Below are 17,940 nucleotides of genomic sequence, written 5' to 3' on the forward strand. Positions count from 1 at the left end.
CGTCCCCAGTGGCGCGGCTCACCCCGACAGACTGACGCGATTCGAAAGCCCGGCCGCATGCGCCCCTCGTGCCGCCCTGTGGCGCCGACCGATCGCGTTGCGTGACGCCTGTCGGTGCGGACCGGTCGACGGGTCGGCGTCGCCGGGCGTTGGTGAATGGCAATTCACCAGGTAAGGTGAATTTATATTCACCTCGTATTCCTGACGTCAGCCGGAGTGCCGATGGACCAGCCCGCTCCGATATCCTCCCCGCCCGGAGCGAGCGCCGGGGCCGGCCGAGTCCGGGACCGGCTCACCATTCCCGTGCTGGCATCGGGCGGCATCCTCATGGCCGTCATGCAGACCGTCGTCGTCCCGCTGCTGCCGGACCTGCCGCGACTGACCGGTGCCTCGGCGGGCACGGTCTCCTGGATGGTCACCGCGACCCTGCTCTCCGGGGCGGTCCTCACCCCGGTCCTCGGCCGCGCCGGCGACATGTACGGCAAGCGACGGGTGCTGACGGCGGCCCTGTCCCTGATGACCGTGGGCTCGGTGATGTGCGCCCTGTCCTCGGACATCGGCGTGCTCATCGCCGCCCGCGCCCTGCAGGGTGCCGCCGCCTCCGTCGTCCCGCTGTCGATCAGCATCCTGCGGGACGAACTGCCGCCCGAGCGGCGCGGTTCGGCGGTCGCGCTGATGAGCTCCACCGTCGGCATCGGCGCCGCCCTCGGCCTGCCGCTGGCCGCGGTGGTCGTGCAGTACGCCGACTGGCACACCATGTTCTGGCTGACCAGCGTGCTCGGTGCGCTGGGCGTGACGGCCGCGTGGTGGGCGGTCAAGGAGTCGCCCGTGCGCGAGCCGGGCCGGTTCGACGTGCTCGGCGCACTCATGCTGGCCGTCGGCCTGACCTGTCTGCTGCTCGGGGTGTCCCAGGGCGGGCAGTGGGGCTGGGGCAGCCCGAGTGTGCTGGGCCTCTTCCTCGGCGCGGCCGTCGTACTCGCCCTGTGGTGGTGGCAGCAGCTGCACACCGCGCAGCCCCTGGTCGATCTGCGGCTGGTGACCCGGCCCCGGGTGGGCCTGTCCCATGTGGCGGCCCTGCTGACGGGTTTCGCCTTCTACGCCAACTCACTGGTCACCGCCCAGCTGGTACAGGCACCCGAGGCAACCGGGTACGGGCTCGCACTGTCGATCGTCGCGACCGGTCTGTGCCTGCTGCCCGGCGGTGTCACGATGCTGCTCTTCTCGCCCGTCTCCGCGCGCATCTCGGCGAAACGCGGCCCCCGCATCACCCTCGCCCTCGGCGCCGCCGTCATCGCCTGCGGCTACGCGGTCCGCATCGCCGACAGCCGCGACCTGTGGATGGTCATCCTGGGCGCCACGGTGGTGGCGACCGGCACCACGCTCGCTTACTCCGCGCTGCCCACCCTGATCCTGCGCGCCGTCCCGGCGGGGCAGACCGCGTCCGCCAACGGCGTCAACGTCCTGATGCGCACCATCGGCCAGGCCACGTCCAGCGCCGCCGTCGCCGCCGTCCTCGTGCACCACACCAGCCTCGTCGACGGGGCGCCGATACCCACGCTGCACGGCTATCTGCTGGCCTTCGCCATGGCGGGCGCGATCGCCCTCGCCGCGAGCGCGGCCGCGCTGACCATCCCGGGCGACAGCGGCCCCGACCGCGCTCGGCGGGCCCGGGGCGGCACCCGGGGCGCCCGCGACGGGGCGATGGAGGGAGCATGAGTCCGTGAGCACTCCATCCGGCGCGCCCGCCGTCTCCTCCGCCCGCCGGGACGCCGAGACCACCAAGGCGGCCATCCTCAAGGCGGCCCGGTACCTCCTCGCCCGGCACGCCCGCGCCGACATCACCCTCAAGGCCGTCGCCGAACGCGCCGGTGTCAGTCCGCCGTTGATCCTGAAGTACTTCGGCAACAAGGACGCCCTCCTCGCCCGCGTCATGTCCTTCGAGGCCGACGCGGACGCCCTGCTGGACGCGCCCCTGGAGGACCTCGGCCGGCACATGGCCGAGCACGTCCTGCGCAGCCAGCGCGAACGGGGCGCCGACCCGCTGCTGCGCATCGCCTTCGCACCGCTGCACGGCGACCACGGCGACATCCTGCGCGCCAACTTCCGCGCCCAGGTGACCGAACGTCTCGCCGACCGGCTCACCGGCCCCGACGCGGGCCTGCGTGCCGAACTCGCCGTCGCCACCCTCATCGGCCTGGGCGTGATGTACGGCATCGCGCGCGGCGAGCAACTGCGCGCGTCCTCGATCGACACCATCGCCGACCGTTACGGGCCCATCGTCCAGGCGCAGTTGACGCCCTGACTCACCGCCCGGCGACGGGACCCGGCAGCAGCGCCTCGGCGGCGGTGCGGAAGGCGGCGAGCAGCGCGTTGCCGTCACCGGCGCGGGTCGCCAGGACCACATGACACGCCTCGACACCGTGCAGAGGGATCGTGGTGAGGTCGGGGCGGATGCCGATGCCGGGGGCCTCGGCCATGATCGCGAGGGACTGCCCGGAGGCTACGAGTTCGAGCTTGTCCTCCACGCCGTCGATGAGCGGGCCGTCGGGTGCCGGGCGCCCGTCGGGCCGGGGATCGATGCGCCAGAAGGCGTTCCAGAGCGGGTCCGGCACCCGGGGCAGCGGCTCGTCGGCGATGTCGTCGACGGTGACCGACTCCTTGCCGGCCAGCCGGTGGCCGAGCGGGACGACCAGCACGCGCCGCTCGTCGTACAGGACGGTCACCCGCAGCCCGTCGGAGGCGAGCGGCAGCCGGGTCACGACCGCGTCCACCCGGCCGTCCAGCAGGGCCTCGCGCGGTTCCTTCCAGTTCAGGTGCACAGTCTGCACGTCGGCGTCCGGGAACCTGCGGCGCAGCTCGCGCACGGCCGGGGTGACGAACAGACCCGTGATGTACCCGATGGTGATCCGGCGGGGCTCCGCGGCGGCCCGGGTGGCGGTCGCGGCCCGGGCCGCCGAGCGCAACAGCGCCCTGGCATGCGGCAGGAACACCTCACCGGCCTCCGTGAGCCGGGTGCCCTGCGGGGTCCGGTCGAGGAGCCGCGCACCCAACTGCTGTTCCAGACGCCGGACCTGGCGGCTCAGGGAGGGCTGGGTGATGTGCAGCGCCGCGGCCGCACGGCCGAAGTGATGGTGCTCGGCGACCACCGTGAAGTACCGCACCAGCCGCAGATCGAGGTCCGGCGCGGAAACCGAGTCGGGCATACCTCCAGCGTAACTCTGCTGACCTGGGGTGATGCCTGAAGTGCATGACCGCATACGAAAGAGGCTTTGGACGCGGCCCGCCGCTCGGCCGAACGATGGAGGTCTCCCGACCTCGCGAAGGAGCGCAGCAACATGCGTGTATTCGTCACTGGCGCGACCGGCTTCATCGGCTCCGCCGTCATCCCCGAACTCCTCGAAGCCGGACACCAGGTCGTCGGCCTGGCCCGCTCGGACGAGGCGGAGGCGGCGCTGAAGGCGATGGGCGCCGAAGCGCACCGCGGCGCCCTGGACGACCCCGGCGGACTGCGGACCGCGGCGGCCGCGGCCGACGGCGTCATCCACCTGGCGTTCATCCACGACTTCTCCGACATGCCCGCCGCGGGAGCCGCCGATCTGCGGGCCGTCGAAACGATCGGCGCCGAGCTGGCGGGGTCCGACCGGCCCTTCGTGGTCACCTCGGGCACCCTGATGGTCAGGACCGCCGGCCTGGCGACCGAGACGGACCGGGCCGCCCCGGGGACGCACCGCACCGCGTCGGAGAACGCGACGACCGCGCTGGCCGAGCGCGGGGTGCGGTCGTCGCTCGTCCGTCTCGCCCCGTCGGTGCACGGGCGGGGCGACCACGGCTTCGTACCGCGGCTGATCGAGATCGCCCGGGAGAAGGGCGTCTCGGCCTACGTCGGCGACGGAGCCAACCGCTGGCCCGCCGTCCACCGGTTCGACGCGGCGCGGCTGTTCCGGCTCGCGCTGGAGGCGGCTCCGGCGGGTGCGCGCCTGCACGGCGTCGCCGATGAGGGCGTCCCCTTCCGTGACCTCGCCGAGGTCGTCGGCCGGCATCTGAACCTGCCGGTCGAGGCCGTGGCCCCCGACGAGGCAGTGGGTCACTTCGGCTGGCTGGGCACCTTCGCCCCGCTCGACTGCCCCACGTCCAGCGCCCTGACCCGCAAGCTGCTGGACTGGCGTCCCGTACAGCCCGGGCTCCTCCCCGACCTCGAAGAGGGCCACTACTTCCGGGCCTGATCAGGGCCGCAATCGGTCCGGGAAGGGGAAGGGGCTCAAGGAACGATCCGGCCACCGGCGGATGACAGACTGGCGGCATGGACGAACGCGTAATCGGCAGGTCGGGTCAGCGGGCATCGGTCGTCGGCCTCGGCACATGGCAGCTGGGCGCCGACTGGGGCGAGGTGGACGACAAGCAGGCCCTCGCCGTCCTGGAGACCGCGGCCGAGTCGGGCGTGACCTTCTTCGACACGGCCGATGTGTACGGTGACGGGCGCAGCGAGCAGACCATCGCCACCTTCCTCAGCGGCAGGCCGGATCTGCATGTGCTGGTGGCCACGAAGATGGGCCGCCGGGTCGACCAGATCCCGGAGAACTACGTCCTCGACAACTTCCGCGCCTGGAACGACCGCTCACGCCGCAACCTCGGCGTCGACCGCATCGACCTGGTGCAGCTGCACTGCCCGCCGACGCCGGTCTACTCCTCGGACGAGGTGTTCGACGCCCTGGACACCCTGGTCGAGGAGGAGCGCATCGCGGCCTACGGCGTCAGCGCGGAGACCTGCGCGCAGGCGCTGACCGCGATCGCCCGGCCGGGCGTGGCAAGCGTGCAGATCATCCTCAACCCGCTCCGGATGAAGCCCCTGCGCGAGGTGCTCCCGGCCGCCCGGGAGGCTGGCGTCGGCATCATCGCCCGTGTGCCGCTGGCCTCCGGTCTGCTGTCGGGCAAGTACACCAAGGACACGGTCTTCGCCGCCGACGACCACCGCACCTACAACCGGCACGGCGAGGCCTTCGACCAGGGCGAGACATTCTCCGGCGTCGACTTCGGGACCGGTGTCGAGGCGGCCGCCGAGTTCGCCGCGCTCGCCCCCGAGGGATACACCCCGGCCCAGCTGGCCCTGCGCTGGATCATCGAGCAGCCCGGCGTCACCACCGTGATCCCGGGCGCCCGCTCTGCGGAGCAGGCCCGCTCCAACGCGGCCGCCGCGAAGCTGCCGCCGCTGCCCGAGGAGACGTTCACGGCGATCCGGGAGCTGTACGACCGCCGGATCAAGGACCAGGTCGAGAACCGCTGGTAGGCCCCGTGCCGCCGGAAGCAATCGCCCTCATCGCTTCCGGCGGCCCGTTCGTCCGAACGATCAGCGCGACGACAATCAGCTCGGTGGTTGAACGATCAGCTCGTGGTTAAACGATCAGCTCGGTGGTTACTCGCAGCGCATGACGCAGGCAGCGAGACGGACGGGCCGCGACGAGACCGAGGAGGAGCGGGCCGACCGGATGTGGAGCGACCTCATCCAGGAGGTCCGCGTGGCCCAGACGGGCGTGCAGATCCTGTTCGGCTTCCTGCTCACCGTCGTCTTCACCCCGAAGTACGACCGTCTGGCCCATGCCGACCAGGTCATCTACATCGTGACCGTCGTCCTCGGCGCGTGCGCCACCGGCGCGCTCATCGGGCCGGTGTCCCTGCACCGCCTGGTGGCCGGGCGGAGGGTGAAACCCCAGGCGGTGCGCTTGGCGGCCCGGCTCACCTTCATCGGCCTCGTGCTGTTGCTGGCCACCATGACCGCCTCGCTGCTGCTGATCCTCCGCGTGGCCACCCACGACGGCTTCGTGCCCTGGCTGGTCGCGGCCGTGGTGGCCTGGTACCTGCTGTGCTGGTACGGGCTGCCGCTGTGGTCGCGCCACCGGCACATCTCACGCCGCCCGGGCTCGCGTTGACTCCAGCGCCGCCAGCTGCCGGTCGTGCACCCGGCTGAGCACCAGCAGGGAGAGCGTGGCCCCGATCAGGGCGCAGAACATGTCCCACTGCGTGTCCCACACGTCGCCCTGGGTGGCGAGGAAGGCGTCCGCGCCGTGTCCGCCGATCTCGGCCGCCGCCCACTCCAGCAGCTCGAAGCACGCGCTGAAGGCCAGGCAGGCGCACACGGTCAGCGGGGCCAGCCAGCGGCTGCCGCGCAGCGGCGAGGTGCGGCTGAGCAGCTCCCGTACCAGGACGGCCGGGACGAAGCCCTGCATGAGGTGGCCGAAGCGGTCGTACGGATTGCGGTCCAGGCCGAAGGTGTCGCGCACCCAGTCGCCCAGCGGCACCTGCGCGTAGGTGTAGTGACCGCCCACCGCGAGCACCACCGCGTGCGCGGCGAGCAGGCCGCACAGCAGGCCGGTGAGCGGGAACCGCCGCCAGGTCAGGACCACCAGCGGCAGTCCGATCAGCACCCACACCGTCTCCAGGAACCAGGTCGTGCGGTCGCGCGCGCCCCATGCCGACAGGGCCATCACGGCGACGACCGACGCGGCCAGAACGACGGGCAGGGTGGGGCGGGTGGCGCGGCGCGGGGCTTGGTGCACTGCGGTCATGGCGGACTCCTTGTCGTGGAGGCCCCATCGTGGTGCCGGGGGACCGGCGCGGGCATGAGTACGGCTACTCAGCCCGTGGCCAGGATCTCCGCCAGGACGTCGTCGACCCGGACCTGCTCCTGCCCCGGCGCCACCACCTCGCGGGTCTCCCGCAGAAAGGCCGCGATCGCCGGCGCCCAGGCGAACGCCACCGCCCGGTGGCGGCCGCCGTCGCGCCGGACGTCGCCGAGGAACTCCATGCGCAGCTCCTGCCACATACCGGTGGCCACCGGGCGGAATCTGACGTCCCCGACGCCCACCGGCCCGCGCAGGCCGTCGGCGAGCATCTCCCGGTCCAGCCGCCAGCGGGCCAGCACATGGCCGTCGTGGGCGAACGCCGCCGTGACGGCGAACGGGTCGTCGGCGTCGTACGTGAGGTGGGCGAGCACGGAGAAGCGGTCCGTGCCGCTCGCCTGGATCTGCACCACCAGGGTCTTGCGCACGAAGGGGTTCACGCGGGGGCCTCCGAGAACAATCGACGTAGGGCCCTCTAGTACCCCTCTCGCGGCGAAGTTGCTCACTCGCCGGGGTGATTTCCCCGTGCGCCGCGCAGCGCGGTGAGGCAGGTGCCGATCGCCTGCTGGAGTTCCTCGAGGCGCTGGACCATGTCGTCCTCGTAGAAGTCCTGGGCGTCGTCGAAGGTGAGTTCCTCGAACGCCCTGGTGGCCTTCTGCAGGCTGCTGTAGAACTTCGTCCGCCGTTCCTGGACGCGCAGTTCGGGGTCGGCCTCGACCGCCTCGGCCACGAGCGTCTTCATGGTGTCGTAGGCCTCGGAGGCCCACTCGCCGCTGTCCTCGCCCTCGTCCAGCTCGTCGATGAGCGACAGGTGCCGCTCGGCCTCCTGGCGCACGTCGGCGGGCGCGTCCACGGTCTGCCCGGCGGGCGTCCTGATCTGTCCCGACTCGGCGATCTGCCGCACATATCCGATCCGGTCCGCCGACCGGCTCTCGCTGGCCACCGCCTTCTTCAGGTCGTCCGTGCGGACCACGTCACGGGCCAAGTCGGCCTGGAGCTCCGGGTCTTCCCGCAGCCGGTCCAGCAGGGCGGTGCGCGCCGCGCGGGCCGTGGAGGGGTCGGCGAGGATCGCGGCACGCAACGCGGTGGGGTTCTCCGCGACCTCCAGGGCCTTGGTGGGCCGGATGCCCTCGGCCTCGGCCGCCTCGGCGATGGCGGTGCCGCGCTCGGAGGTGGCGCCGGAGCGGGAGACGTAGTAACCCAGCCACACGTCCGCGTCCGGCAGTTCGACCTCCTGGCCCGGTGCCAGCGCCTCGAAGTGGGGGACGAGACCGTCGTCCGCGGCCCGGTCCCAGGCCTTGTAGTAGCGCATGACCCGCTCGGCGGAGCAGCCGGCGAGCTCCGCGAACTCCTTGGCCGACACCTTCGGCGTCTCGTCCGCGCCCTGCCCGCCGGGCCGCACGCTGCGTGCCACCATCAGCCCGAAGGCCCACCCTCCGGTCCGCGCGTAGACCCCGAAGTCGCGCGCGTCCCGCGCCACGAGGTCGGACAGGGGTGCCGGGGTTGCGGGGGACGTCTCGGACGGGACGGTCGCTACGGTCACGGATGACTCTCCTGGGAGCGCGGCTGGTCGGACTGCACTGTGCAGACCGACCAGCCTATATGGACCCATTGACCATGCTTTGGCAGACCTCCCTTCCGCAGTGGCCCGTTGGTCACCCGAAGGTCTCGCGCAGCGCGGGCAGCAGCGTCTTCGCCGACCAGTCCAGGTACTCCGGCTGTGACTCGCCGCCGATCTGCACGAGGGCGATCTCGGTGAACCCGGCCTCGGCGTACGGCCGTACCGCGTCGACGAAGTCGTCCGGATCGTCACCGCACGGGATCGAGGCGGCCACGTCGTCGGGCGTCACGTACCGGGTCGCGGACTCGAACGAGTCCGGGTGGGGCAGCTCCGCGTTGACCTTCCAGCCACCGCCGAACCAGCGGAACTGTGCGTGGGCGCGCTCGACGGCGATGTCCCGGTCGGGGTCGTGGCACACGGGCAGTTGCCCCACCCGCGGCTTGCCCGCGCCGCCGTGCCGGTCGAAGGCCTCCAGGAGTCCCGCCTCCGGTTCGGTGGCGATCACCAGGTCGGCGAGGTGGCCCGCGATCCTGCAGGACTGCTCGCCGGAGACCGCGACCCCGATCGGCGGCGGCTCGTCGGGAAGGTCCCACAACCGGGCCGACTCCACGTCGTAGTGCGCGCCGTGATGGGTGACATGCCCGCCCGAGAACAGGGCGCGGATGATCTCCACGGCCTCCTCGAGCATCTCGTGCCGGATGTCGACCGACGGCCAGCCGCCGCCGACCACGTGCTCGTTGAGGTTCTCGCCGGAGCCCAGCCCCAGCCGGAACCTGCCGCCGGACAGCAGCTGCATCGTCGCGGCCTTCTGCGCCACCACCGCAGGGTGGTAGCGGCGGGTCGGACAGGTCACGTAGGTCATCAGCGGAATGCGCGACGTGGCCTGGGCGGCGGCGCCGAGGACACTCCACGCGTACGGCGAGTGACCCTGTGAGCGCAGCCACGGGAAGTAGTGGTCCGAGGTCACCGAGAAGTCGAAGCCGGCCTCCTCGGCCCGCACCAGATGGTCGACGAGCTCACGCGGACCGGCCTGCTCGGTCATCATCGTGTATCCGATGTGCACCATACGGCCCGGGTCCCCGGCTCACCGGATCGAAAACGGTCCCGCGGCACGTGGAGGGGCACCAGCTCTCCGGTGCGCGGCTTCAGCTCTGCGCTATCCGGAACGTCCCCAGGAACGTCTTGGGCGCCAGCCGGTCGGCGGCGGTGTTCCAGTCGTCGGCCGGAGCCGTGAAGCGCAGCGAGAAACTGTGCCGGCCGCCGATGAGAAAGCCGCGGCCGAAGGTGCGCGCCCGGTCGCTACCGGATCCCGAGAACCACTCCATGTCGGCGCCCTTGTAGCCCTGGTACGTCGTCGCCTCGATGTCCCCGATCCGCTGGAAGCCGTCCGTGCGCGCCAGATCGGGCTGGACCTCGTCCCGCCACACGGCGACCGGGTCCGGGCCGACCTGCGAGCTGTAGGTGACCGCCAGGGTGCGGGGATCGTCGCCGCCGGGTCCGAACGTGACACGGTAGGCGCGATCGCCCTCGCGTGCGGTGGCCTGCCTTGTCCAGCCGTCGGGGAGGGCGACCGAGAAACCCTCGGGTGCGGTGTAGCGGCGGTAGCCGGTCGGCAGGGCGTTGGAGGTGGCCGAGGGGGAGGTCGAGGCCGTAGCGGTGGGGGTGGCGGAGCCGGGCGTGGGTGTCGGCGTGGGTGCGGGTGCCGCGGGGGTTCGGGAGCCGTTGCCGTCGGTGCGGTTGCCGGTCGGGTCTGCCGCGGCGGACGGCCGGGTCGCCGATCCCGCCGTGTCGGAGGTGCCGGTGCCGGGGAGCCCGTGGGTCACGGCGAGCACGGCGGCGGACACGGTGAGGACGGCAAGCGCGGTGCCGACGGCCATGGTCCTTCTGCTCCATCCCCGACCGGCGCGCAGGGCGGTCAGATAGGCGCCGCGCAACCGGGGGACGGGGGCGGGCTCCCGGTCCGCGTCGGCGTCCTCGGCGAGGATGCGCATGAGGGCCTCGCGCACCACGGTCCCGGTCAGCCGCTCCCGGCAGTCCTTGCGCAGCAGTCCCTGTACGACCCGGGCCAGCGGACCGGCGCGCAGCGGGGTGCGCAGGGGCAGTCGCTCCACTGCCCTGAGGGTGGTGTCGGGCCGGCCCCGGTCGCGGAACGGCGGCCGTCCCTCGACCATCGTGTAGAGGATCGCGCCCAGTGCCCACAGGTCCGCGGCCGGGCCGAGGCGCTCGTCACGGGCCTGTTCGGGCGCGGCGTACGAGGGTGCCGTGACCCGCGGGGCCAGGGTCGCGCCCGCCAGTCCGAAGCCCGTGACCACGACCGGGCCCTGGTCGCGCACGAACACCTGGCCGGGGCTGAGTTCGCCGTGCGTGAAGCCCTCGCCGTGCGCGGCCTCCAGCACATCGAGCAGTTCCAGGCCGATCCGGGCCGCCCGCACGTAGTTCAACGCGCTCTGCTGGGACAGGAGTTCGCCCAGTGGGATGCCGTCGATCCACTCGATGACCGTCCACAGCGTGCCGGAGTCCTCGATCGCGTCGATCACCGTGGCCACCCGGCCGGGCCGGAGCATGCCCATGAGCTCGGTGGTGCGCAGGACGCGGGCGGTGGTCCGGCGCGCGGTCTCCTCGGCCGGCCGGTCCGGCAGCTCGGTCTGTGTCACCAGCCGGGGCCGCTGCGCCTCCAGGTCCTCGGCGTACCAGCAGATCCGGTTCGTCTCGCGGTGGACCACCTCGAGGAGCCGATACCTCCCGGCGACCAATTCCTGTCCGGAGACGTGCGCCTTGCCCATGGTCATCCTTCGCTGAAGCCCCTGCCTCGTCTTTCCCAGAGGTACGCGGGGCGCGACGGTGAGTGTTCAAAGGATCTGCAACTCCGGCCTGCTTCTCGCCTTTTATTCAACCGGCCCAGCGCACCCACGGCTTGTGGAAGACAGCGAATTTCCCCGCCTCGACCTGCGGGTAACCGAGGGTAAGCATTCCGGTGCGGTGCTGCCTCAGCACAGGCTGAATTGCTCCGTCCACTTCTTGACGTCCCCGGGGCTCGTGTTGCCCCCGCACACCACCAGCCCGAGCCCGGCGCCGTCGCCCACCCGGTCCAGCACCCGCCGGGCCGCGGGCAGCAGACAGCCGGCGGCCGGTTCCGCCCACACCTTGGCGTGCTCGGCGAGGTCGAGGCAGCCCCGGACGGCCTCCCGGTCGGGGACCACCAGGACCTCGGTGACCAGGGCGGACACATGGTCGTACGTCAGCTGTGACACGCTCGGCGCGCTGAGCGTGGTCACGATCGAGGACAGCGCGACCGGCACCGGGCCGCCCGCCGCCAGCGCCTCGGACATGGCCTGGGCACCCTCCGTCTCCACCCCCCAGATCCGGACGCCGGGCCGCAGGGCGTGCAGCGCGGCCGCCACACCGGCGATCAGACCCCCACCGCCGATGCTGACCAGCACGTCCGTCAGCTCACCGGCGTCCGCGGCGAACTCCAGGCCGACGGTGCCCTGTCCGGCGACGACGACCGGGTCGTCGAAGGGGTGGACCAGGGTCAGTCCCTCCTCCCGCAGCCGTTCCATCAGTTCGAACGCGCTGTCCATCCCGTCGGTCAGCCGCACCGACGCCCCCGCATCCTGCGCGATCGCGATGGACCGCGCGGGCGCCGTGCGCGGCATGACGACCGTCGCCTTCACATCGAGAGCGGCGGCCATCACCGCGAGGGCGATGCCGTGGTTGCCGCCGCTGACCGCCACCACGCCCGCGGCGCGCTCGGCCTCGCTCAGCGACAGCAGCTTCGCGGTCGCGCCGCGCGCCTTGAACGAGCCCGTGCGCTGCAGGAGTTCGAGCTTCGTGGTGACCGGGACGCCGAGCAGTGCGGACAGGCCGGGACTCGGCACGGTCGGGGTGCGTACGACGTGTCCGGCGATCCGCTCCGCTGCGGCTTCGATGTCCGAGATGCCGATCAAGGAAGTCCACCCTCTCGGCGCGGGGTGAGGGACCGCGCCGATTGCACCCTGACCCGGCGACCCGGTGCAGGTCAACACGGCTTCAGAGGTCGCGGCGCAGCAGGTGGTCCAGCAGGCGGCGCAGCTCCGCGGCGGCCCCGGGCGCGAGCGGCGCACCGGCGAGCGCCGACTCCGCGGCGGTCGTGTGCCGGCGGGCTTCGGAGAGTGCCGCGGTACGGCCGCCCGCCTCCTCGATCAGCGCGGCCGCCGCGACCGTCTCCTCGGTGTCGAGCAGTACGGCCAGGCGCTCGGCGGCGGGGGAGGAGAGCGCGGCCAGGACCGGGAAAGTCTTCTTCCGCTCGCGCAGATCGCCGTGCACGGGCTTGCCGGTCACGGCCGGGTCGCCCCAGATCCCCAGGACGTCGTCGATCATCTGGAAGGCGATCCCCAGATGCCGTCCGGCCCGGTCCAGCGCGGCGACCGTGGCATCGGGGGCGCCGCCGAGCGAGGCACCCAGCGCGGCCGCGCAGCCCAGCAGGGCACCCGTCTTGTGCTCCGCCATCGCCCGGTACTCCTGCGGACGGACCCGCTCCGGACCGGTCCAGGGCCGGGTGCTGAACAGCAGGTCGTCCGCCTGCCCCCGCACCAGGTCGGCCAGGGCCGCGGACAGCAGCCGCAGGGCCGCCGCACCGCCGGGGGTGGCGGCGAGGGTCTCGACGGCCAGCGCGAACAGGGCGTCCCCGGCCAGTACCGCGGGGCCGGTGCCGTAGGCCTTCCAGACGGTGGGGCGGCGTCGCCGGGCGGCGTCGCCGTCCATGATGTCGTCGTGCAGCAGCGAGAAGGTGTGCACGAGTTCCACGGCGACCGCGGCGCTGACCCCGGCCCGCCCGGGTGCGCCCGCCGCCTCGGCCCCGAGCACGGCCAGGGCCTGCCGCACGCCCTTGCCGCCCGGCGCCACGGCGGGTGCCCCGCCGATCTCGCACCAGCCGAAGGAGTAGGCCGCCATCTCACCCACCCACGGGTGCAGCCGCCCGACGGCGTCGGCCAGCGCGGGCCGCACCAGCTCCCGGCAGCGCTCCAGGACCCGGGACGCGGAGGGCGGTGCCTGCACCGCCGAGTCAAGCGCCGTCACCGTACGGCCTCCGCCCCGACGAGACCGAAGTCCTCCTGGGCGCGGGCCACCATCTCCCGTGCGTGCCGCAGCCCGCTGCCCTCCAGCGTCCGGGCCAGATCCGCCAGTTCCGCGAGGGTCTCGGCACGGTCGCGGCCGAGGCGGGCCAGCGACTTGGCCAGGCCGAGCCGGGCCAGGGCCTCGCCGCGCGGCTCGCCCATCGCGCGGAACTCCTCGAGGGCCTGCTCGTACAGCTCCCGGGCCTCGGTGTAACGACCCGCGCGGTAGAAGACGTTGCCGCGCATCTTGTGGTTGTAGGCCAGTGCGCTGGTGAGGTTCATCGCGCGGCACGTCGCCTCCGCCTGCGACAGCAGCTCCAGCGCCCGGTCGGTGTTCCCCTCGCGCACCGAGAGGATGTCGGCGAGTCCGCGCAGCGCCCAGGCGTGACCGCGCCGGTCCTCGGCCCGCGCGGCTATCTCCGCCGCCTCCTCGAACATCGCGTACGCCGTGTCGTAGGAGCCGGTGTTGCGGTGCATCTGCGCGATGCCCTCCAGCGCCCACACCGTGTGCCGTGCCTCGCCGCGCTTGCGGGCCTCGGCCAGCAGTTGTTCGTGCAGCCGGCCCACGGCCTCGTAGTCACCCTGGATGCGCCCGGTCTCCGCGAGGCCGGCCAGCGAGTAGCCCCGTACGACGATGTCGCCGCCGCGCTCGCCGAGTTCGGCCGCCAGTCCCAGCAGCCGCCAGGCCAGCGGGAACGCGCCGCGCTGCCGGGCCAGCGTGCCGCCGCTCCACAGCGCCCAGGCCATCGCTGCCGTGTCCCCGGCCTCCCGGGCGGCGCGGTAACTCGCCTTCCACGCCCGGTCCGCGTCGCCCACCTGGCCGAGTCGCCGGTGCGCCTCGGCGACGGCGAGTCCGCACCGCGCCGCCTCGTCGCGCCGTCCGGCCCGCTCTGCCTCCCGCAGCTGCTCGGTGCCCGCGGCCAGCACGTCGACCAGGGAGGAGTTCACGGACAGGGTGGTCAGGGCGCCCTGGTACTCCGGGGCAGATGCCTTGCCGTACATGGATGCCTTTCGATACGCGGAGCGTATACACGGCGTGTATGCACCCTATGTATACGCGCAATGTATAGTCCGTCGGAAATGTGCCCTGGCCACGCGGGCCAGGGCATCGCGTTGTTGTGGATCAAGACGCCGGCAAGAGCGGAGGGGTTGCTTCCGAGACGCAGATCACTTCGCCGTGGGTCAGTGCTGCTGCGCCTTCTGCGGCGTCGCCTCGCTCGGGCGGACCACGACGTACCCTTCGCCCTGCAGCATCAGCTGGACGGCCTCCCCGGAACCGCCGCGCAGCATCGACCCGATGGACTGCGAGCGGTGCAACGACGTCTGCAGGTGCGCCGTCCAGCCCACCACCGCGTCCGTGTCGACGTACACCGGGTGCTGCGCCGAGACCGGTATGACCAGCGGGTTCCCCTCGCAGACCAGACCGAGCCCGCCCTGGCCCGTGAAGACGCTGTTGAACAGGCCGCCCCCGGCGATGCCCGAGCCCTTGACCGTCTTGATCTCGTACGACAACGAGGCGTCGAAACACAGGACGTTGCGGCCGTTGACGGTGAACTCGTCGCCGGGCTCCACCTCGACGATGAAACAGTTCTGCGCCTCGTGCGCGAACCACGCCTCGCCCTGGCCGCGCACCGCCATCAGCGGCAGCCCCTCACCGGTGACCGCACGCTTGAGCATGCCGCCCACGCCCTGCCCCTTGCGTTCGAACTTGAGGCTGCCGCGATAGGCGACCATCGCGCCCTGGCGGGCGAACATCTCACCGTTCACGGTGTACTTGAGGCATTTGGCGTTCTCGACGGTCATGCCCGGCTCGACGGCCGGCTGCACCATGTGCGTACTGGAAAAGAGATCACCCTTCATGCGGGCATGGTGTCCCGGAAGGATTCGTTCCGCCAAGATCACGGACAGCACCGGCTCAGGCACCGAAGAGCTGGGTCCAGTACGTGCCCGCCCGGCCGCCCCCGGCGAAGCCGACACCGATGTGGGTGAAGCCGGGTTCGAGGATGTTGGCGCGGTGTCCGGGGCTGTTCATCCAGCCGTCCACCACCTCGGCCGGGGAGCGCTGACCGCAGGCGATGTTCTCGCCGATCGTGCGCCGGGCCGAGCCCGCGGCGGCGGCCCGGTCCCACGGCTGGGAACCCCCGGGTGCGGTGTGGGAGTAGAAGTCGTGCGCCACCATGTCCGCGCTGTGCGCCTGGGCGGCGGCCGTGAGCAGCGGATCGACGGCCAGCGGCGGCAACCCGGCCCGGCGGCGCTGCGCGTTGGTGAGCTCCACGACCTCGGCGCGGGTGCGCTCCAGGTCGCCCGCGGCGAGGGGCCGGGCCCACAGGGCGGTCCAGTAGGTGTCGCCCGTGCGGCCACCGGTGACGTGGGCCAGGCCGGCCTGGGTGAAGGCGGGGTCCTGGAGCGTGCGCCGGGCCTGCTCGGTGCGCAGGCAGTACGCGATGAACTCGGCGGGGGTGCGCGGCCCGGAGACCAGGTGTTCGCCGACTGTGGCGTAGGCGTATCCGGCGGCCGTGATCCGTTGGTGGACCGAGGTGCCGTCCCGGCTCTCGCCGCCCAGACGCCCGTCGGCCGCCATCGCGGCGGCATGGGCCCGGGCGGCCGAGACGAGACGTGCGTCGAGAGTGACCGGCAGGGAACCGGCCCCGGCGCGGGCGGAGTTGACGAGGTCCAGGAAGCCCTCGGGGTCGGAGGCGGGAACGGCGGCCGGTGCCGGGAGGCGCGCCGAAGGGGGCCGCGGTGCCGGGGGCTGCGGTGAAGGGGGCCGCGGTGCGTGGCGTGCCGATCGCTGCTCCGGCACGGTCGGGCGGTGCGCGGGTGCCGTCGGCCCGGGGCGGTCCTCGGCCACGTCCACCCCGAAGTCCCGGGCCAGCCCAGCCAGTCCGTCGGCGTACCCCTGCCCGATCGCGCGAAGCTTCCAGCCCGTGCCCCGGCGGTATATCTCGGCGAGCAGCAGCACGGTCTCGCGCTGCGGGCGGGGCGGGGTGAAACGGGCGAGCGTACGCCCCCGCGGATCGGTGACCTGGAGCTCGGACGCGGGCAGCCGGCCGAGCGGCGTGTCCGGCTCGGCGGCGCTGACGGCCACGGTGACCCGCACGGCGCCCGGGCGCAGCAGCGCCGGTTCGACGGTCAGCGTGTCGCCGCGCAGCCGGACACCGGGGGCGGCCGGCTGGTTGTAGAACACGAAGTCGCCGTCGCTGCCGACCCTGCCCTCGCCCCCGGTGATCAGCGCCGACACGTCGAAGGGACCGGGCACCCGCAGGATCAGCGAGCCGCCCGGAAGGGGCAGATTGCCCCCGGGAACCAGCTCGCTCATCGCGCCGCCCAGGAGTGGTGGGACCTCGGCCCCGGTGGGGGAGCCGCCCGTACAACGTCCGGGCGCGGCGAGCTGGTTCCCGCCGCCTCAGTCGCCTGTCGGCGCGGGCGCGGCGTCCTCGTTCCGCTCGACGACCGCCGCGTCGGGCGCCGCCTTCTTCGGCTTGCCGCAGAACGCCGACTCCAGCGTGCCCGCCATCGTGTTGAGCACGGTGCCGTTGTTGGAGGTGGTGGCGACCGCGGCGACGCTGCGCCGGCCGTCCTTGGTGGTGAAGGCGTAGGTGTAGTAGCCCTGGACGGCGCCCGTGTGGCCGTACACCGAGATCCCGCACGACAGGGTGCGGCGCCGCAGGCCGAGTCCGTACGCCGTCGTGCTGTTGACCGGCGTCCAGCGTTCCATCTCGGCGAGGCGCGCGGACGAGGTCAGCCGGCCGCGGAGCAGGGCCGAGTAGAACGTGTTCAGATCCCGTGTGCCGGAGATGATGGCGCCCGCGCTCTGCGCCCAGGACACCGTCTGCTCGGTCGCGTCCACCAGGGGGGCGCCGGCCGTGTCGGGGGTGAGGTAGCCGCGGGTGTAGCGGCCGGGGAGTTTCTTGTCGGGGTGGACGTAGAAGGTGTCGTTGAGATGCAGCGGCTTGAAGATGCGGTTCACGTACTCGGTCCGCACCGAGTGGCCGGTGAGCTTCTCGATCAGCATCCCGGCGACCACGAAGTTGGTGTTGGAGTACGAGTAGGCGGCCCCGGGCGCGTTGGTGCGCGGCTTCGCGAGAGACAGTTTCACCAGCTGGCGGTAGGTGAAGACCTTGTTGCGCACCGACTCGAAGCCGGAGACGGAGTGGGCGAACATGTCGTTCGTGTAGTCGTACAGCCCGCTGCGATGGCTCAGCACGTGCCGCACCGTGATCCGGTCGTCGGGCAGCAGGCCCGGCAGATAGCGGTTGACCGGGGCGTCCAGGGTGAGCCGGTGCTCGTCGGCCAGTTGCAGCAGGACGACGGCGGAGAAGGTCTTGGTGACGCTGCCGACGCGGAAGCGGTCGTCGCCGTCGATGGCCCGCCGGGTCCTCAGGTCGGCGAAGCCGTAGGTCGCCCGGTACATCGACCCGTTGTCGTCGATCCGCGCCATCGCGCCGGGCGCGCCCTGCGCGACCGCCGACCGCAGGACGCTCCGCAGACCCGCGGTGTCGGGTGCCGGCAGCCCGGCCGCCGTCCCTGTGTGCGCCTCTCCGGTCGCCGCCTGTGCCGGCACCGCGAGGAGCGACACCACGACCGCTCCGAGCACCGCGCTCTTGCCCACCGTTGCCGAGACCATCCGTTGCCTCTCCCATCTCCGCGGTTTTCAGTGCGAGATCGG

At 72.5% G+C, this 17,940-nt stretch carries 17 protein-coding genes; 5 read left to right on the forward strand and 12 right to left on the reverse strand.

Annotation, left to right across the window (positions count from 1 at the left end; translation table 11 throughout):
* Nucleotides 1-222 precede the first annotated feature (222 nt).
* Together Q8A52_RS14195 and Q8A52_RS14200 are read left to right on the forward strand one after the other, a co-directional pair.
* Nucleotides 223-1,716 (forward strand): MFS transporter, encoded by a 1,494-nt coding sequence (locus Q8A52_RS14195; protein WP_316751742.1) that lies wholly within the window; start codon nucleotides 223-225, stop codon nucleotides 1,714-1,716.
* Between the two features lie 4 nt (nucleotides 1,717-1,720).
* Nucleotides 1,721-2,302 (forward strand): TetR/AcrR family transcriptional regulator, encoded by a 582-nt coding sequence (locus Q8A52_RS14200; RefSeq protein WP_316751745.1) that lies wholly within the window; start codon nucleotides 1,721-1,723, stop codon nucleotides 2,300-2,302.
* Nucleotide 2,303: 1 nt separating this feature from the next.
* Here the strand turns inward: Q8A52_RS14200 and Q8A52_RS14205 are convergent, their stop codons facing one another.
* Nucleotides 2,304-3,203, reverse strand: coding sequence for a LysR family transcriptional regulator (locus Q8A52_RS14205; RefSeq protein WP_316751747.1), 900 nt, complete (start codon nucleotides 3,201-3,203; stop codon nucleotides 2,304-2,306).
* Between the two features lie 132 nt (nucleotides 3,204-3,335).
* On the opposite strand from Q8A52_RS14205, the gene Q8A52_RS14210 reads away from it, so the two are divergent.
* The 3 genes from Q8A52_RS14210 to Q8A52_RS14220 all read left to right on the forward strand — a co-directional run bounded on the left by Q8A52_RS14210 (nucleotide 3,336) and on the right by Q8A52_RS14220 (nucleotide 5,924).
* On the forward strand, nucleotides 3,336-4,223 hold the full coding sequence (locus Q8A52_RS14210; protein WP_316751749.1) for an SDR family oxidoreductase: 888 nt from the start codon (nucleotides 3,336-3,338) through the stop codon (nucleotides 4,221-4,223).
* A gap of 77 nt (nucleotides 4,224-4,300) precedes the next feature.
* Nucleotides 4,301-5,284: an aldo/keto reductase gene (locus Q8A52_RS14215; RefSeq protein WP_316751751.1), complete on the forward strand. Its 984-nt coding sequence runs from the start codon at nucleotides 4,301-4,303 to the stop codon at nucleotides 5,282-5,284.
* Between the two features lie 139 nt (nucleotides 5,285-5,423).
* Complete coding sequence (locus tag Q8A52_RS14220) at nucleotides 5,424-5,924, forward strand: DUF6328 family protein (protein ID WP_316751753.1); 501 nt, start codon at nucleotides 5,424-5,426, stop codon at nucleotides 5,922-5,924.
* On the opposite strand, the gene Q8A52_RS14225 is transcribed toward Q8A52_RS14220, so the two are convergent.
* The 11 genes from Q8A52_RS14225 to Q8A52_RS14275 all read right to left on the reverse strand — a co-directional run bounded on the left by Q8A52_RS14225 (nucleotide 5,901) and on the right by Q8A52_RS14275 (nucleotide 17,898).
* Complete coding sequence (locus Q8A52_RS14225) at nucleotides 5,901-6,560, reverse strand: DUF2238 domain-containing protein (protein ID WP_316751754.1); 660 nt, start codon at nucleotides 6,558-6,560, stop codon at nucleotides 5,901-5,903. The genes Q8A52_RS14220 and Q8A52_RS14225 overlap by 24 nt on opposite strands.
* A 68-nt stretch (nucleotides 6,561-6,628) precedes the next feature.
* Nucleotides 6,629-7,054: an SsgA family sporulation/cell division regulator gene (locus tag Q8A52_RS14230; RefSeq protein WP_316751756.1), complete on the reverse strand. Its 426-nt coding sequence runs from the start codon at nucleotides 7,052-7,054 to the stop codon at nucleotides 6,629-6,631.
* A 62-nt stretch (nucleotides 7,055-7,116) separates the two neighbouring features.
* Nucleotides 7,117-8,157, reverse strand: a complete 1,041-nt coding sequence (locus Q8A52_RS14235) for a hypothetical protein (RefSeq protein WP_316751760.1) — start codon at nucleotides 8,155-8,157, stop codon at nucleotides 7,117-7,119.
* A 112-nt stretch (nucleotides 8,158-8,269) separates the two neighbouring features.
* Nucleotides 8,270-9,241 (reverse strand): LLM class F420-dependent oxidoreductase, encoded by a 972-nt coding sequence (locus Q8A52_RS14240; protein ID WP_316751761.1) that lies wholly within the window; start codon nucleotides 9,239-9,241, stop codon nucleotides 8,270-8,272.
* A 79-nt stretch (nucleotides 9,242-9,320) separates the two neighbouring features.
* Entirely contained in the window at nucleotides 9,321-10,964 is a 1,644-nt protein-coding gene (locus Q8A52_RS14245; RefSeq protein ID WP_316751763.1) for a serine/threonine protein kinase, read from the reverse strand.
* 198 nt (nucleotides 10,965-11,162) lie between these two features.
* Nucleotides 11,163-12,122: a threonine/serine dehydratase gene (locus Q8A52_RS14250; protein WP_316751765.1), complete on the reverse strand. Its 960-nt coding sequence runs from the start codon at nucleotides 12,120-12,122 to the stop codon at nucleotides 11,163-11,165.
* Nucleotides 12,123-12,204: 82 nt separating this feature from the next.
* On the reverse strand, nucleotides 12,205-13,233 hold the full coding sequence (locus tag Q8A52_RS14255; protein WP_316751767.1) for a polyprenyl synthetase family protein: 1,029 nt from the start codon (nucleotides 13,231-13,233) through the stop codon (nucleotides 12,205-12,207).
* Nucleotides 13,230-14,273 (reverse strand): tetratricopeptide repeat protein, encoded by a 1,044-nt coding sequence (locus tag Q8A52_RS14260; RefSeq protein WP_316751770.1) that lies wholly within the window; start codon nucleotides 14,271-14,273, stop codon nucleotides 13,230-13,232. Before Q8A52_RS14260 ends, Q8A52_RS14255 begins: the two co-directional genes overlap by 4 nt.
* A gap of 180 nt (nucleotides 14,274-14,453) precedes the next feature.
* Nucleotides 14,454-15,131: an AIM24 family protein gene (locus tag Q8A52_RS14265; protein WP_316751773.1), complete on the reverse strand. Its 678-nt coding sequence runs from the start codon at nucleotides 15,129-15,131 to the stop codon at nucleotides 14,454-14,456.
* Between the two features lie 55 nt (nucleotides 15,132-15,186).
* On the reverse strand, nucleotides 15,187-16,590 hold the full coding sequence (locus tag Q8A52_RS14270) for a CAP domain-containing protein (protein WP_316751775.1): 1,404 nt from the start codon (nucleotides 16,588-16,590) through the stop codon (nucleotides 15,187-15,189).
* 87 nt (nucleotides 16,591-16,677) lie between these two features.
* The gene (locus tag Q8A52_RS14275; RefSeq protein WP_316751777.1) at nucleotides 16,678-17,898 is read right to left on the reverse strand and encodes a serine hydrolase domain-containing protein; all 1,221 of its coding nucleotides are present in this window, start codon (nucleotides 17,896-17,898) and stop codon (nucleotides 16,678-16,680) included.
* Between the last annotated feature and the right edge of the window lie 42 nt (nucleotides 17,899-17,940).

Source organism: Streptomyces herbicida (genome assembly GCF_032656585.1).
In the GTDB taxonomy this organism is placed as follows: domain Bacteria; phylum Actinomycetota; class Actinomycetes; order Streptomycetales; family Streptomycetaceae; genus Streptomyces; species Streptomyces herbicida.